The following is a 14374-nucleotide window of genomic DNA, read 5'->3' on the forward strand; positions in this document are numbered from 1 at the left end:
CCCGACCCGAGCGCGGCGCCGGCAGAGAGCGCAGCCCCGGCAGAGAAGGGAGGCCGACGCATGACGCACCCCGTTCCCCCCGCCCGCCGGCCCGAGCTGCCCCCGGTGCACGGCGCGGTGATCTGCGTCGCCGCACCCTGTCTGGCGATCTCCCCGGAGCACGGCCAGCTGACCGGACGCGGCCTGGACGGCATCTACCGCTCCGGGCTGCGACTGCTCTCGCGCTGCCTGCTCCGGGTCGCGGGCCGCGACCCGGTCGCGGTCCAGGGCCGCAGCCTCGGCGCGGACCGGGCCGGCTTCACCGCCACCGTGCGCACCGGGGCCGAGGCCGGCCCTGACCCGGACATCGGGGTCGAACGGGTCCGGCACGCGGACGGCACCGAGCGGATCACCCTGCGCAACTTCACGGCCCGCCGGCACCGGCTGCCCGTCGAGATCGCCCTCGGCACGGACCTCGCCGACCTGGCCGCCGTCGCCGCGGGCCGCGCCGGACCCGAACTGCCGGCCGGGGTGCACACCTCCGGCCTCTGCTGGAGCACGGAGGGCGGCGCCCAGGCCGTCACCACCGCCGAGCCGCCCCCGGACGACGCCCTGGCCTCCGCCGGTCTGCTCCGGTGGGAGCTGGACCTGCCGCCGGGGGAGGCCCGCACCATCGAGCTGCGCACCGCCCGGGACCGGGCCGGCCGGGTGCCCGGGGGACCGGCCGCCGGGCCGCTCGCCGAGGCCCGTGCCGAGGGCGACGACCCGCGCGCCGAGCACTGGTTCCGGACCAGCGTCGCGGACCTGCGGGCGCTGCTGCTGAGAGACCCCTCGGGGCCCGTGGACGCCTTCCTGGCGGCCGGTGCACCCTGGCGCCTTGGGATGGCACCGGCGGAGTCCCTGTGGGCCGCCAGAATGGCGCTGCCGCTCGGCACCGGGCTCGCCGCCGCGACCCTGCGCGTGCTGGCCCGCACCCAGAGCGCGGGCCCCGGTCCGGAAGCCGGGATGATCCCCGGTCCGCTGCGCGGGGCGGGCCCCCAGCTCCCTCCGGGCTGCACCGGGACGGAGGCCACCCTGGCCTTCCCGGTGGTGCTCGCCGAGGCCCGCCGCTGGGGCCTGCCCGAAGCGGAACTGGCCGAGCTGCTGCCGGCCGCCGAACGGTGTCTGGGCTGGCTCCGCGCCCGCCTCGGGGAGGACGGCTTCCTGGCGGACCCGGCCGGCGGACCGCGTCGCTGCGAGACCCAGGCCCACGCGCACCGGGCCGCGCTGCTCGGCGCCGACCTGCTCGCCTCCTGCGGGAGTCCCGGCGCCGAGGAGTGGCGGGACCGGGCGGCCGCGCTGCGGGAGCGGTTCCGTGCGGAGTTCTGGATCGACGCCGACGGCCCCTCCGGCGGCCGTCCCGCCGCCGCCCTGCACCCCGACGGCCGGCCGCTGCCCCGGCTCACCGCGGCCGCGGCGCACCTGCTCGACACCGGGCTGCTGGGCGGGGGCCGGCTCGCCCCGGGCCTGCTCGACCCGGTGCGCACCGAACAGCTGGCCCGGCTCCTGGGGGCGCCGCCGATGGACTCGGGCTGGGGGCTGCGGAGCATGGCGGCCCGGGAGCCGGGGCACAACCCGTTCGGCCACCGCTCCGGGGCCGTCCGCCCGCAGGACACCGCCGTGGCCGTCGCCGGTCTGGCCGCCGCCGGGTTCGAGAGGGAGGCCGCGGGCCTGCTGCGGGGCCTGCTGGACGCCGCCGAGCACTTCGGCTACCGGCTGCCCGAGATGTACGCCGCCGAGCAGCGGACCGCCGGCAGCGCGCCGCTGCCCCACCCCGCCGCCTGCCGGCCCGCCTCGGTCGCCGCCGCCGCGGGGGTCCACGTACTGGCCGCCGTGGTCGGGCTCCGCCCGGACGCCCCGGCCGGCACGGTCACCCTCGCCCCGTTCGCCGGGGCCCCGCTCGGCGCGCTCCGGCTGTCCGGGCTGCGGGTGGCGGGCGAACCCTTCGCGGTCCGGGTCAGCAGAACGGGCCTCGGCATGGTGGAGGAGGCGGCCGGCACGCTCCAGCTGGCGACTTAGGGGGTGTCTCGCCGATCACGCCGGGCTCGCGGCGTCCGGTGCCGCGCCTCGCCGCGTCGTCCTCACTCGCCGACGTCCCCCGGCTACCGCTGGGAGGCGCCCCCACCGCGTCGACTCTCCCCCTGTCTACGGCGGGGGGACCCCCATCCTCCGCCGTGCGATGCACGGCACCGGACACCGCTCCCTGATGCCGCCTGATCCGTAAGACACCCCTGGGCGTCGCCGTCCGGGCCGCGGAAACGGCTTCCGGCGGGGGGCCGGCCTTCGATCCGCGGGCAGGCTTCCTTCAGGATCACCAAAGCGCTGATTATCGTCAGGAAGACGACTATGATCGCGGCATGTCGCCCTACGACCCGTCGGCCTTCCCGCCCTTCGCCGTTACCGTCGACCTGGTCGTGCTCACCGTGCGGCGCCACGCGCTCTGCGCGCTCGTGGTCAAGCGGGGTGAGCAGCCGTTCCAGGGACGCTGGGCGCTGCCCGGAGGCTTCGTGCGCGGGGACGAGGACCTGGCGGCGGCGGCCGCCAGGGAGCTCGCCGAGGAGACCGGGCTGTGCGCCCACGACCCGGCCCAGCCCGACGCGGACAACGGTGCCCACCTCGAACAGCTCGCCACCTACGGGGCTCCCGACCGTGACCCGCGGATGCGCGTGGTCAGCGTCGCCCACCTGGTGCTCGCCCCGGACCTGCCCGCTCCGAGGGCCGGAGGCGACGCCAACAGCGCCCGCTGGGCGCCGGTCGACGAACTCCTCGTCCCCGAGGGAGAGGCGTCCAGGCTCGCCTTCGACCACGACCGCATCCTCGCGGACGGGGTCGAGCGGGCCCGCTCGAAGATCGAGTACTCCTCGCTCGCCACCGCCTTCTGCCCGCCCGAGTTCACCGTCGGCGAGCTGCGCCGGGTGTACGAGGCGGTCTGGGGCGTGGCCCTCGACCCGCGCAACTTCCACCGCAAGGTGACCGGGACACCCGGGTTCCTGGTGCCGGCCGGCGGTACGACCACCCGTCAGGGCGGCCGCCCCGCCCAGCTGTTCCGGGCGGGAGGGGCCACCCTGCTCAACCCGCCGATGCTGCGCCCGGAAGTCTGACGGTCCGACACCAAGCCGGGCCGGTTGCGCCGAAAATCGGACATATCGCGTTATCTTGATGGCGGTACTCACACGGCCGCCGAGCGGTCCCACCCCCCGCGAGAGACAGCGATGCTCCAGGCGATCGGACTCACCAGTACACCCCGCCGGGACCACCCGCCCGCCGTGGACGGCCTCACCTTCGAGGCCCGTCCGGGGCAGGTGACCGCCCTGCTCGGCGCGCCCGGCTCGGGCCGGACCACGGCCCTCCGGCTGATGCTCGAACTCGAACCCGGGCGCGGCGTCACCTACTTCCGGGGCAGGCCGCTCCACCGGATCCCGCATCCGGCGCGCGAGGTCGGCGTCCTGCTCGGCGACGTGCCCGGGCACCCCGCCCGGACCGTGCGCAACCAGCTGCGGATGCTCTGTGCGGCGGTCGGCGTCCCGGCCTCCCGGGCGGACGCCATGCTCGACGTCGTCGGGATCGCCGGCCTGCGCGACCACCGGCTCGGCTCCCTCTCCCTGGGCATGGACCGGCGGCTGGGCCTGGCCGCCGCCCTGCTCGCCGACCCGTGCACCCTGCTCCTCGACGAGCCCTCCGCCGGGCTGTCGCCCCGTGAGCAGAACTGGCTGCACGGACTCCTGCGCGGCCATGCCGCCCTCGGCGGCGCCGTGCTGTTCACCACCGGCGACCCCAAGGAGGCCGCCCGCGCCGCCGACCAGGTGGTCACCATCGAGTCCGGGAAGCTGGTCGCCGACCAGGACGCCGCCGGCTTCGCCCGGGCCCGGATGCGCCCGAGGGTCGCCGTGCGCAGCCCGCACGCCGCCCGGCTGGCCGACGTACTGGGACGCGAGGCCCGCGAAGGGCAGCGCACGGTGGAGATCGTCGAGGAGAGCGGCAACCGGCTCTCCGTCTACGGCAGCAGCTGCGCCGAGATCGGCGAGACGGCCTTCCGGCACGGAGTTCTGGTGCACCAGCTCGCCGACGAGACGGGCGACGCGGGCATCCCCGCCCAGGCCGCCCGGCCCAACCCGGACGGAGACACCGGAACAGCCGGCGCGGCCACAGCCACAGCCACAGCCACGGACGCAGCCACAGCCACAGCCGCGGCCGGGACCGGGGCAGGCGCCGCCGGGGACGCCGGCCGCGCCCGGCCGACCGCCTCCGGGAGGCCGCCCTCGGCCGTGCGCCGGGTCGGCGGACCGCTCCGGCCGCTCCGCTACGAGCTGCGCCGCGTCTTCGGCACCGCCACCCCCGTGCTCACCGCCGCCGCGGTGCTCGCGGCCTCCGTGCTCACCGCCCTGCTGCTCGCCCGCGCCGGGCACACCCCGCAGAACCGGCTGCTCGCCGCCTGGCCGGAGAAGCTGCCGCTGCCCCCGGCCGCGCTGGGCGCGGGACTGCTCGGCGCCCTGGCGTTCGGCGAGGAGTACCGGTACCCCGCGCTCGCCGCGGACCGGGGCACGGTGCCGCGCCGGATGGGCCTGCTCCTCGCCAAGCTCGGTGTCGCCGCGGCCCTCGCGCTGCTGCTGGGAGGGCTCGCCGTGGCCGCCGACGCGGCCGCGCTCCGGCTGGTGTTCGACCACGGCCCGCTGCGGCCCCCCGCGGAGTGGCTCTCACCTGCCGCGAGCTGGGCCGGGCTGCTGGTCGGCTGCGCCTGGGCCGGGGTGCTCGCCTCCGGGGTGTTCCGCTCCGCCGTGGCCGGGCTGGGCGCCGTGCTCGCCGTACCGGTGCTCGTCGTCCCGCTCGTGAGCCGGGCACTGGCCGGGCCGTCCGCCCACCCGGCGTCCGGGATCGCCGCCCGGCTGCGCGGTCTGACCCTCGCGCAGTGGCCGCCCGAGGCGGACCGCCTGGTCCTGGGCGCGCTGCGGGTCATGACCCAACCCGTCGGAACCGCACTGATGTTGTCCCTGACGGTACTGCTGTGCGCCTACGGATTCACCGGTCTGCGCGGCCGCGTTCGCTGGTGATCCGGCGATGATCGGTTCCTTACGATAAGGCGTCAATTGCGGAGGTGGCGCTGATCACCCTTTCGTGTGCTTTTCACCAAAGACCTCAAGGGGCCTCGGGGCACGGCCGACAAAGGATGCGTGAGTACCCTTGCGCACACCATGATGACCACCGCCCGCCACGCCGAGACCGGTCTCGCAGGCCCGGGCGAACTCGACCGCTACCCCTATGCGGAGGCCCCCGGCGCCGACCGCGTCGGCGCACCCCACTGGGACGGCTCCGACGTCGAGTTGGGCCGGGTCGGCCGGCGCGCGGCCGGCAGCCGCGGCCGCGGACTGCACGGCCAACTCGTCCAGCAGCTCGGGCAGATGATCGTCTCCGGCGACCTCGGCGCGGACCGCCCGCTGGTCCCGGAGGAGATCGGCCAGCGCTTCGAGGTCTCCCGCACGGTCGTGCGCGAGTCCCTGCGGGTCCTGGAGGCCAAGGGCCTCGTCAGCGCCCGCCCCAACGTCGGCACCCGCGTCCGCCCGGTCAGCGACTGGAACCTGCTCGACCCCGACATCATCGAGTGGCGGGCCTTTGGCCCGCAGCGCGAGGACCAGCGCCGCGAGCTCAGCGAGCTCCGCTGGACCATCGAGCCGCTGGCCGCCCGGCTCGCCGCCGGTCACGGCCGCCAGGACATCCAGCAGCGCCTCTCCGACATGGTCGAGATCATGGGCCACGCGCTCGGCCAGGGTGACGCGATCACCTTCTCCCGCGCCGACAACGAGTTCCACGCCCTGCTCATCCAGCTCGCCGGCAACCGCATGCTGGAACACCTCGCCGGCATCGTCTCCGCCGCCCTCCAGGTCTCCGGCAGCCCGGTCACTGCCTGTGACCGGCGGAGCGAGACCTGTGTCGTACACCACGCACGGATCGTCGAAGCCCTGGCCACCGGTGACGCCGCGGGCGCCGAGAACGCCGTACGCCAGCTGCTGACGGTGCAACCGGAGGTCGAGCGCGTGGTCCCCGCCCCGCGCGAGCACTGAGCGCCGGTGCGTGCGGGGGCTCGCGGGGGGGCGGAGCGGGTGGTCGCCGGGCCCGTCGGGTCCGGCGACCGGTCCGTCCGGCACCCGCTACGGGCCCGGCAGGAACGTATCGGGACGCCCCGGTGTGAAGGGGATGTGATTCGGGCCACGAATTTTGGGCGTAACGCTCTGCGAGGTCGTGCGATGACCTAAGAGGTGATGGCCGACGGAGGGAACACAGCAGCCGGACCGGGTGCTGTGCCGCTCCCAGGCCGCTGCCCGCGCCGCCGGCCCATCCCCGTCGGTGGTCGTCGGCTCCGGTCCAGCACCAGACCGGGGTCGGAAGCCGTTTCCATCGTTCCGAGAGGTTGTTCGTGTCGGCCAGCACATCCCGTACGCTCCCGCCGGAGATCGCCGAGTCCGAGTCTGTGATGGCGCTCATCGAGCGGGGCAAGGCCGAGGGGCAGATCGCCGGCGATGACGTGCGTCGGGCCTTCGAGGCTGACCAGATTCCGCAGACCCAGTGGAAGAATGTTCTCCGCAGCCTCAACCAGATCCTCGAGGAAGAGGGTGTGACGCTGATGGTCAGTGCCGCGGAGTCACCCAAGCGCAGCCGCAAGAGCGTCGCAGCGAAGGCGCCGGCCAAGCGGACGGCGACCAAGACCGCCGCGGCCAGGACGACAGCGGCCCCGGCCGCCGCCGCCCCGGAGGAGAAGCCGGTGGCCCCGGCCGCCGCCGACGCGACCGCGGACGAGACCGGAACCGAGACCGCGCCCGCGAAGAAGGCCGCGGCGAAGAAGACGACGGCCAAGAAGGCCGCCCCCGCCAAGAAGGCGGCCGCGAAGAAGACCGCGGCCAAGAAGACGGCGGCAGCCAAGGGCGGCGAGGAGCCCGCCGACGAAGAGCCCCTCGAGGAGGCCGTCGCGGCCAAGGGGAGCGAGGAAGAGGAAGAGACCGGCGAGGCCAAGGGATTCGTCCTGTCCGACGACGACGAGGACGACGCCCCGGCCCAGCAGGTCGCGGTGGCCGGCGCCACGGCCGACCCGGTCAAGGACTACCTCAAGCAGATCGGCAAGGTCCCCCTTCTCAACGCCGAGCAGGAGGTCGAACTCGCCAAGCGGATCGAGGCGGGCCTGTTCGCCGAGGACAAGCTGGCCAACTCCGACAAGCTGGCCCCCAAGCTCAAGCGCGAACTCGAGATCATCGCCGAGGACGGCCGCCGGGCCAAGAACCACCTGCTGGAGGCCAACCTCCGCCTCGTGGTCTCGCTGGCCAAGCGCTACACCGGCCGCGGCATGCTCTTCCTGGACCTGATCCAGGAGGGCAACCTGGGCCTGATCCGCGCCGTCGAGAAGTTCGACTACACCAAGGGCTACAAGTTCTCGACCTACGCCACCTGGTGGATCCGGCAGGCGATCACCCGCGCCATGGCCGACCAGGCACGCACCATCCGCATCCCGGTGCACATGGTCGAAGTGATCAACAAGCTCGCCCGCGTGCAGCGCCAGATGCTCCAGGACCTCGGCCGCGAGCCCACCCCGGAGGAGCTGGCCAAGGAACTCGACATGACCCCCGAGAAGGTCATCGAGGTCCAGAAGTACGGCCGCGAGCCCATCTCCCTGCACACCCCGCTGGGCGAGGACGGCGACAGCGAGTTCGGTGACCTCATCGAGGACTCCGAGGCGGTCGTGCCGGCCGACGCCGTCTCCTTCACGCTTCTGCAGGAACAGCTGCACTCCGTGCTCGACACCCTGAGCGAGCGCGAGGCCGGAGTGGTCTCCATGCGCTTCGGCCTCACCGACGGGCAGCCGAAGACCCTGGACGAGATCGGCAAGGTCTACGGGGTCACCCGTGAACGGATCCGCCAGATCGAGTCCAAGACCATGTCGAAGCTGCGCCACCCGTCCCGTTCGCAGGTGCTGCGCGACTACCTCGACTGAGGTCCGGCCCGACCGGGTCCGGGCACGCCGGAAGGGACGTACGCGGGTGGCCGCGCGGGTGCGCACGGCCACCGGGCATTCCACTCTGGGTGGAGTCACATCCACCCAGAGTCAGGAGGCCCCATGCGTCGTCCCATCGCCCGTTTTCTGGCGGGCGCACTGACCCTGGCGGCAGGAGCGGCCGCCATACCACTGGCCCAGGCGCCGCGGGCGGCCGCGGACGGGGTGGTGATCGGGGGGAAGGCGGCCAAGGTCGCCGACAGCCCCTGGGTGGTCGCCCTCTCCAGTCGTGACCGGTTCGGGGGTACGCGGGCGGGCCAGTTCTGCGGGGGTGTGATCGTCGGGCCGACCAAGGTGCTGACAGCCGCGCACTGCCTGGGCTCCCAGGTCCTGGGCGGCCCCGTCGAATCCGTGCGCGACCTGCGGGTGATCACCGGGCGGACCGAGCTGCGGGCCGCGGAGGGCCGGGAGATCGCGGTGCGCGGGGCCCGGGTGAACCCGGCGTACGACGCGGTGACGAACGCGGGGGACCTGGCCGTCCTGGAACTCGGCGAAGCCGTCCCCGCGGACCACGTCCTGCCGCTGGCCGCGGCGGGCGACCCCGGCTACGCCGCGGGCTCCGGGGCCTCGGTGTACGGGTGGGGCGACACCACGGGGTTCGGTGACTACGCGTACGGGCTCCGGGTCTCCGAGGTGACCGTGCTGGCCGACGCGGTCTGTCGGGAGGCGTATCCCGGCGACGCGGACGGACGGTACCTGGAGGACTCCATGGTGTGCGCGGGGGACGCCGCGGGCGGCAAGGACGCCTGCCAGGGTGACAGCGGCGGTCCGCTGGTGGCCGGGGGCCGGCTGATCGGCCTGGTGTCCTGGGGGCGCGGCTGCGGCCGCGCGGACAGCCCCGGCGTCTACACGAAGATCGCCCCGCTCACCGGGTTCGTGGCCGGCTGAGAGCACGGCCGGCGGTGCGCGCACCCGTCGCGGATGGAAACGAGGACGGGCGGTCTCCCCTGGATCTCAGGGGAACCGCCCGTCGACCGGCCTGGCCGGTCCTGGCTCGTCGGGATGCGAGGGATCAGCGTGTCAGCGTTCCTCGGTGTCGGCCGTGGCCGGAACGGCAGTGAGCCGCTCGGTCTCATCCTGTATTTCCGCGGCGATCTTCCTGAGTTCCGGCTCGAACTTGCGTCCGTGGTGGGCGCAGAAGAGCAGTTCACCGCCACTCATCAGGACGACGCGCAGATATGCCTGGGCGCCGCAACGGTCGCATCGGTCAGCGGCCGTCAGCGGGGTCGCGGGGGTCAGAACAGTAGTCACGTCGCCTCTTCTCTAGCTCGACGAGCTGTCGTACCAGGGTCAACATCCAACCAGGCCGAAAACGTTCCCGCTCTCGGCTTTTCCTCGAAACTTCCTTCCGAAGCTGGCCGGCTGCTGCCGGTTGGCGGCGAAGGAGCCGTATTGCGTTGCTTTACGGTTTCGCGTTGTTTGTCGTTGCTTGTCGTCGTCGCATGGGGTCTCGTCCTCCCCGGCGGGAGTGCCGGTTGTTCATGAGGACGTGCCCGAACCCTAAATGGTTCATGCGCGGAAGGGAACGTGATGTTTGCTTCACCCCATCGGGGGATCGAACATCCGTACGGTTCTGCATTAGGCTGATGAACCGCGAGGGTGGCGTTGTACCGGCTCTACCAGGCATCGGTACCCTCTGACGGGCAACGAGCCAACCCTGGGCCCGATCGGGCCGGAAAAGAAATTCAGCGAGGAGCGAACTGCGTGACCGCCGACACGTCCGTGCCTTCCAACGCGCTGCTGACCGGAGCGGACCGGGACGGCTCCAACTACACCGCGCGGCACCTGCTCGTCCTCGAGGGTCTCGAGGCCGTCCGTAAGCGCCCCGGCATGTACATCGGATCGACCGACAGCCGTGGCCTGATGCACTGCCTCTGGGAGATCATCGACAATTCCGTCGACGAGGCCCTCGGTGGTTTCTGCGACCACATCGAGGTCGTGCTGCACGACGACGGCTCGGTCGAGGTCCGGGACAACGGCCGGGGCATTCCCGTCGACGTCGAGCCCAAGACCGGCCTGTCCGGCGTCGAGGTCGTCATGACCAAGTTGCACGCCGGCGGCAAGTTCGGAGGCGGCTCCTACGCGGCCTCCGGCGGTCTCCACGGCGTCGGCGCCTCCGTGGTCAACGCCCTCTCGGCCCGTCTCGACGTCGAGGTCGACCGCAACAGCTCCACCCACGCGATCAGCTTCCGCCGCGGCGTCCCGGGCATCTTCACCGAGCAGGGCCCGGACAGCCCGTTCGACCCGGCCAACGGCCTGCAGAAGATCAAGCGCGTCCCGAAGGGCCGCACCGGCACCCGGGTCCGCTACTGGGCCGACCGGCAGATCTTCCTCAAGGACGCCCGGCTCTCCCTGGAGACGCTCTACCAGCGAGCCCGGCAGACCGCCTTCCTGGTGCCCGGCCTGACCCTGGTGGTCCGCGACGAGCGCGGCATCGACGGGGGCGGCAAGACCGAGGAGACGTTCCGTTTCGACGGCGGCATCAGCGAGTTCTGCGAGTACCTCGCGCAGGACAAGGCCGTCTGTGACGTGCTGCGGCTGAGCGGCCAGGGCACCTTCAAGGAGACCGTCCCGGTCCTGGACGACCGCGGTCACATGACCCCCACCGAGGTCACCCGCGAGCTCGGCGTCGACATCGCGCTGCGCTGGGGCACCGGGTACGAGACCCAGCTGAAGTCCTTCGTCAACATCATCGCCACCCCCAAGGGCGGCACCCACGTGTCCGGATTCGAGCGGTCGGTCACCAAGACGGTGAACGAGGTCCTCCGCTCCGCCAAGCTCCTCCGCGTCGCCGAGGACGACGTCGTCAAGGACGACGCCATGGAGGGCATGACCGCGGTGGTGACCGTCCGGCTGGCCGAGCCGCAGTTCGAGGGCCAGACCAAGGAGGTGCTCGGCACCTCGGCGGCCGCCCGGATCGTCGGCCAGGTGGTGGCCCGGGAGCTGAAGGCCTTCCTCACCTCCACCAAGCGGGACGACAAGCAGCAGGCCCGCGCCGTGATGGAGAAGATCGTCGCGGCCGCCCGGACCCGTATCGCGGCCCGCCAGCACAAGGAGGCCCAGCGCCGGAAGACCGCGCTGGAGACCTCCTCGCTGCCCGCCAAGCTGGCCGACTGCCGCAGCGACGACGTCGAGCGCAGCGAGCTCTTCATCGTCGAGGGCGACTCCGCCCTCGGTACCGCCAAGCTCGCCCGGAACTCCGAGTTCCAGGCCCTGCTGCCGATCCGGGGCAAGATCCTCAACGTCCAGAAGTCCTCGGTCTCGGACATGCTCAAGAACGCCGAGTGCGGAGCGATCATCCAGGTCATAGGGGCCGGCTCGGGCCGCACCTTCGACATCGACCAGGCCCGCTACGGCAAGATCGTCCTGCTGGTGGACGCCGATGTCGACGGCGCGCACATCCGCTGCCTGCTGCTGACCCTCTTCCAGCGGTACATGCGGCCGATGGTCGAGGCCGGCCGCGTCTTCGCCGCCGTACCGCCGCTGCACCGGATCGAGCTGGTCCAGCCCAAGAAGGGCCAGGACAAGTACGTGTACACGTACTCGGACAACGAGCTCCGCCAGACCCTGCTGGAGTACCAGCGCAAGGGGATCCGCTACAAGGACTCCATCCAGCGGTACAAGGGCCTCGGCGAGATGGACGCCGACCAGCTCGCGGAGACCACCATGGACCCGCGGTACCGCACCCTGCGCCGGATCAACATCGGCGACCTGGAGGCGTCGGAGCAGGTGTTCGACCTGCTCATGGGCAACGAGGTCGCCCCCCGCAAGGAGTTCATCACCAGCTCGGCGGCCACCCTGGACCGTTCGCGCATCGACGCCTGACCCGCCCCGGAGGGCTTCGCTCCATCACCTGATGGGGTGAAGCCCTTCGATACACCGGTCCGGAATGAGTCCTTCCGCCCATCCTTGGGGCACTCGGCCACAGCGGCCGCGACCAAGGAGAGCTCGGTGGACAAGCACGACGGTCGCGACGCCGGAACGATCCGGCTCGATGATCCCTGGTACGACGCGCTGGCCGCCGGCTGGGGCGAGGGCGAGCGCGCGGGCGAGGAACCCGACCCGGACCGGGCCGAGGAGCACACGGCCCGTACGGCGGCCGAGATCTATCTGGAAGTGCAGCGCAGTCCGGCCTTCCAGGACGTCCGCCGCCGGTACCGCCGCTTCGTGGTCCCCGCGACCGCGGCCTTCCTGCTCTGGTACGTCGCCTACGTGGTCGCCGCCACCGCCGCACCCGGCCTGATGGCCCGCCCGGTGTTCGGCGCGGTCAACGTGGCGCTGCTGGCGGGACTCGGCCAGTTCCTCAGCACCTTCCTGCTGACCTGGGCGTACGCCCGGCACGCCCGGCTGCGGCGGGACCGCGCCGCGCTCGACCTGCGGTGGACGGTCTTCGACGAGGAGCACGCCCGGGGAGCCGGCCGGTGACCGCCGAGCACCAGGCCCTCGCCCTGGTCCTGTTCAGCCTCTTCATCGCGGTCACCCTGGGCATCACCACCTGGGTCAGCCGCAACCGGCACGGCTCGGCGGAGGAGTTCTACGCCGGCGGCCGGCTGTTCTCCCCCCTGGAGAACGGTTTCGCCATCGCGGGCGACTACATGTCGGCCGCCTCCTTCCTGGGCATCTCCGGCCTGATCGCGCTCTTCGGCTACGACGGGATGCTCTACTCCGTGGGCTTCCTCGTCGCCTGGCTGGTGGTGCTCTTCCTGGTCGCCGAGCTGGTCCGCAACTGCGGCCGGTTCACCCTCGCCGACGTGGTCGCCGCGCGGATGAGCGAGCGGCCGGTCCGCATCGCCGCCGGAGCCTCCTCGGTCACCGTCTCGGTGCTCTACCTGGTCGCGCAGATGGTCGGCGCGGGCAGCCTGGTCGGGCTGCTGCTCGGCAGCAGCGGCGCGGCCGCCCGCACCTGGACGGTGATCGGTGTCGGTGCCCTGATGGTGTTCTACGTGTCCTTCGGCGGGATGCGGGCCACCACCTGGATCCAGATCGTCAAGGCCGTGCTGCTGATGGGCGGCGCGATCACCCTCACCGTGCTGGTCCTGCTCCGGTTCCACGGGGACTTCGGACGGCTGCTGTCCGCCGCCGCCGAACGCAGCGGACAGGGCGCGGCCTTCCTCGGGCCGGGCCTGCGCTACGGCGGCGACTGGACCGCGCGCTTCGACTTCATCAGCCTCGGCCTGGCCCTGGTGCTCGGCACCGCCGGCCTGCCGCACATCCTGTCCCGCTTCTACACCGTGCCGACGGCCCGCGCGGCCCGCCGCTCGGTGGTCTGGGCGATCGCCCTCATCGGCGGCTTCTACCTGATGACCATCGTGCTGGGATTCGGGGCGGCCGCACTGGTCGGTCCGGACGCCGTACGGGACTCCAACGCCTCGGGGAACACGGCGGTGCCCCTGCTCGCGGCCTTCCTCGGCGGCGGGGCCGACTCCACCGGAGGCGCGGTGCTGTTCGCCCTGGTGGCCGCGATCGCGTTCGCCACGATCCTCGCCGTGGTCGCGGGGATCACCCTGGCTTCCTCGGCCTCGGTGGCCCATGACCTGTACGCCTCCCTGCGCCGGCGCCGTGCGAAGCAGCGCAGCGAGGTGGCGGTGGCCCGGCTGGCCGCCGTGGGCATCGGCGCGGTGGCGATCGGACTGGGGCTGCTGGCCCAGGACCTCAACGTGGCCTTCCTGGTCGGACTGGCCTTCGCGGTGGCGGCCTCGGCCAACCTCCCGGTGCTGCTGTACTCGCTGTTCTGGAGCGGGTTCACCACCCGGGGCGCGGTGTGGTCGGTCTACGGCGGCCTGGTCCCGGCCGTCCTGCTGGTGGTGGTCTCGCCGGTGGTCTCGGGAAGCCCGGACGCCCTGTTCCCGGGCGTGGACTTCGGGTTCTTCCCGCTGCAGAACCCGGGCATCGTCTCGATCCCGCTGGGCTTCCTGGCGGGCTGGCTCGGCACCGTCACCTCGCGCGAGGCCCCGGACCCGGTGAAGTACGCGGAGACGGAGGTGCGCTCGCTGACCGGGGCGGGGGCCGTCTGAGGCACCCCCGGTCGTGGAAGCCCGGCCCTCCCCAGTGCCTGGGGAGGGCCGGGCTTCCACATGCGCATCTGCTACTCGAAAGTACGAAACGCCTATGTAGATGCACGGGCTAAGGGCTGCTAGAGTCCGCATGCGCTGCTCAGGACAGGGTGGCGAGATGGCCGGTCCGAACCCCGGGTCTGCCCTTGCGCGGCGTACATCCGCGAATCAGGCAGCCGTTGTGATGCCGTGGCAATTCCGCACCGACGACGCCCGTGCCCCTCTTCCGGACACCACTCCGTACCGCCCGCGCCCTCTTCGATGCCCA

General features: G+C 72.8%; 10 protein-coding genes. 9 read left to right on the forward strand and 1 reads right to left on the reverse strand.

The window, feature by feature from the left end; translation table 11 throughout:
- Positions 1-60: 60 nt before the first annotated feature.
- The 6 genes from ACGFQ9_RS32535 (at position 61) to ACGFQ9_RS32560 (ending at position 8941) form a co-directional block, all read left to right on the forward strand.
- On the forward strand, positions 61-2037 hold the full coding sequence (locus ACGFQ9_RS32535) for a glycogen debranching N-terminal domain-containing protein (protein WP_393578862.1): 1977 nt from the start codon (positions 61-63) through the stop codon (positions 2035-2037).
- Between the two features lie 338 nt (positions 2038-2375).
- Positions 2376-3119, forward strand: coding sequence for an NUDIX domain-containing protein (locus ACGFQ9_RS32540; protein WP_393578863.1), 744 nt, complete (start codon positions 2376-2378; stop codon positions 3117-3119).
- Between the two features lie 111 nt (positions 3120-3230).
- Positions 3231-5066, forward strand: a complete 1836-nt coding sequence (locus tag ACGFQ9_RS32545; RefSeq protein WP_393578865.1) for an ATP-binding cassette domain-containing protein — start codon at positions 3231-3233, stop codon at positions 5064-5066.
- A gap of 120 nt (positions 5067-5186) precedes the next feature.
- Positions 5187-6074 (forward strand): FadR/GntR family transcriptional regulator, encoded by an 888-nt coding sequence (locus ACGFQ9_RS32550; RefSeq protein ID WP_393578867.1) that lies wholly within the window; start codon positions 5187-5189, stop codon positions 6072-6074.
- Between the two features lie 347 nt (positions 6075-6421).
- Entirely contained in the window at positions 6422-7993 is a 1572-nt protein-coding gene (locus tag ACGFQ9_RS32555) for an RNA polymerase sigma factor (protein ID WP_393578869.1), read from the forward strand.
- A 123-nt stretch (positions 7994-8116) separates the two neighbouring features.
- A complete protein-coding gene (locus ACGFQ9_RS32560; RefSeq protein ID WP_393578871.1) occupies positions 8117-8941 on the forward strand; it encodes a S1 family serine peptidase in 825 nt (274 codons plus the stop codon).
- Positions 8942-9073: 132 nt separating this feature from the next.
- On the opposite strand, the gene ACGFQ9_RS32565 is transcribed toward ACGFQ9_RS32560, so the two are convergent.
- Positions 9074-9304, reverse strand: a complete 231-nt coding sequence (locus tag ACGFQ9_RS32565; RefSeq protein WP_393578873.1) for a hypothetical protein — start codon at positions 9302-9304, stop codon at positions 9074-9076.
- A gap of 453 nt (positions 9305-9757) precedes the next feature.
- On the opposite strand from ACGFQ9_RS32565, the gene ACGFQ9_RS32570 reads away from it, so the two are divergent.
- From ACGFQ9_RS32570 to ACGFQ9_RS32580, 3 genes are all read left to right on the forward strand, one after another.
- Positions 9758-11878, forward strand: coding sequence for a type IIA DNA topoisomerase subunit B (locus ACGFQ9_RS32570; RefSeq protein ID WP_393578875.1), 2121 nt, complete (start codon positions 9758-9760; stop codon positions 11876-11878).
- A gap of 126 nt (positions 11879-12004) precedes the next feature.
- Entirely contained in the window at positions 12005-12478 is a 474-nt protein-coding gene (locus ACGFQ9_RS32575; protein WP_393578876.1) for a DUF485 domain-containing protein, read from the forward strand.
- A complete protein-coding gene (locus ACGFQ9_RS32580; protein ID WP_393578878.1) occupies positions 12475-14067 on the forward strand; it encodes a cation acetate symporter in 1593 nt (530 codons plus the stop codon). Before ACGFQ9_RS32575 ends, ACGFQ9_RS32580 begins: the two co-directional genes overlap by 4 nt.
- Positions 14068-14374 lie beyond the last annotated feature (307 nt).

It is taken from the genome of Streptomyces sp. NPDC048603, assembly GCF_043199475.1.
In the GTDB taxonomy this organism is placed as follows: domain Bacteria; phylum Actinomycetota; class Actinomycetes; order Streptomycetales; family Streptomycetaceae; genus Streptomyces.

What these genes read in the sequence shown, in the direction of transcription:
- ACGFQ9_RS32535 (WP_393578862.1), top strand. Translation starts at nt 61, where the DNA reads ATGACGCACCCCGTTCCCCCCGCCCGCCGGCCCGAGCTGCCCCCGGTG.
- ACGFQ9_RS32540 (WP_393578863.1), top strand. Translation starts at nt 2,376, where the DNA reads ATGTCGCCCTACGACCCGTCGGCCTTCCCGCCCTTCGCCGTTACCGTC.
- ACGFQ9_RS32545 (WP_393578865.1), top strand. Translation starts at nt 3,231, where the DNA reads ATGCTCCAGGCGATCGGACTCACCAGTACACCCCGCCGGGACCACCCG.
- ACGFQ9_RS32560 (WP_393578871.1), top strand. Translation starts at nt 8,117, where the DNA reads ATGCGTCGTCCCATCGCCCGTTTTCTGGCGGGCGCACTGACCCTGGCG.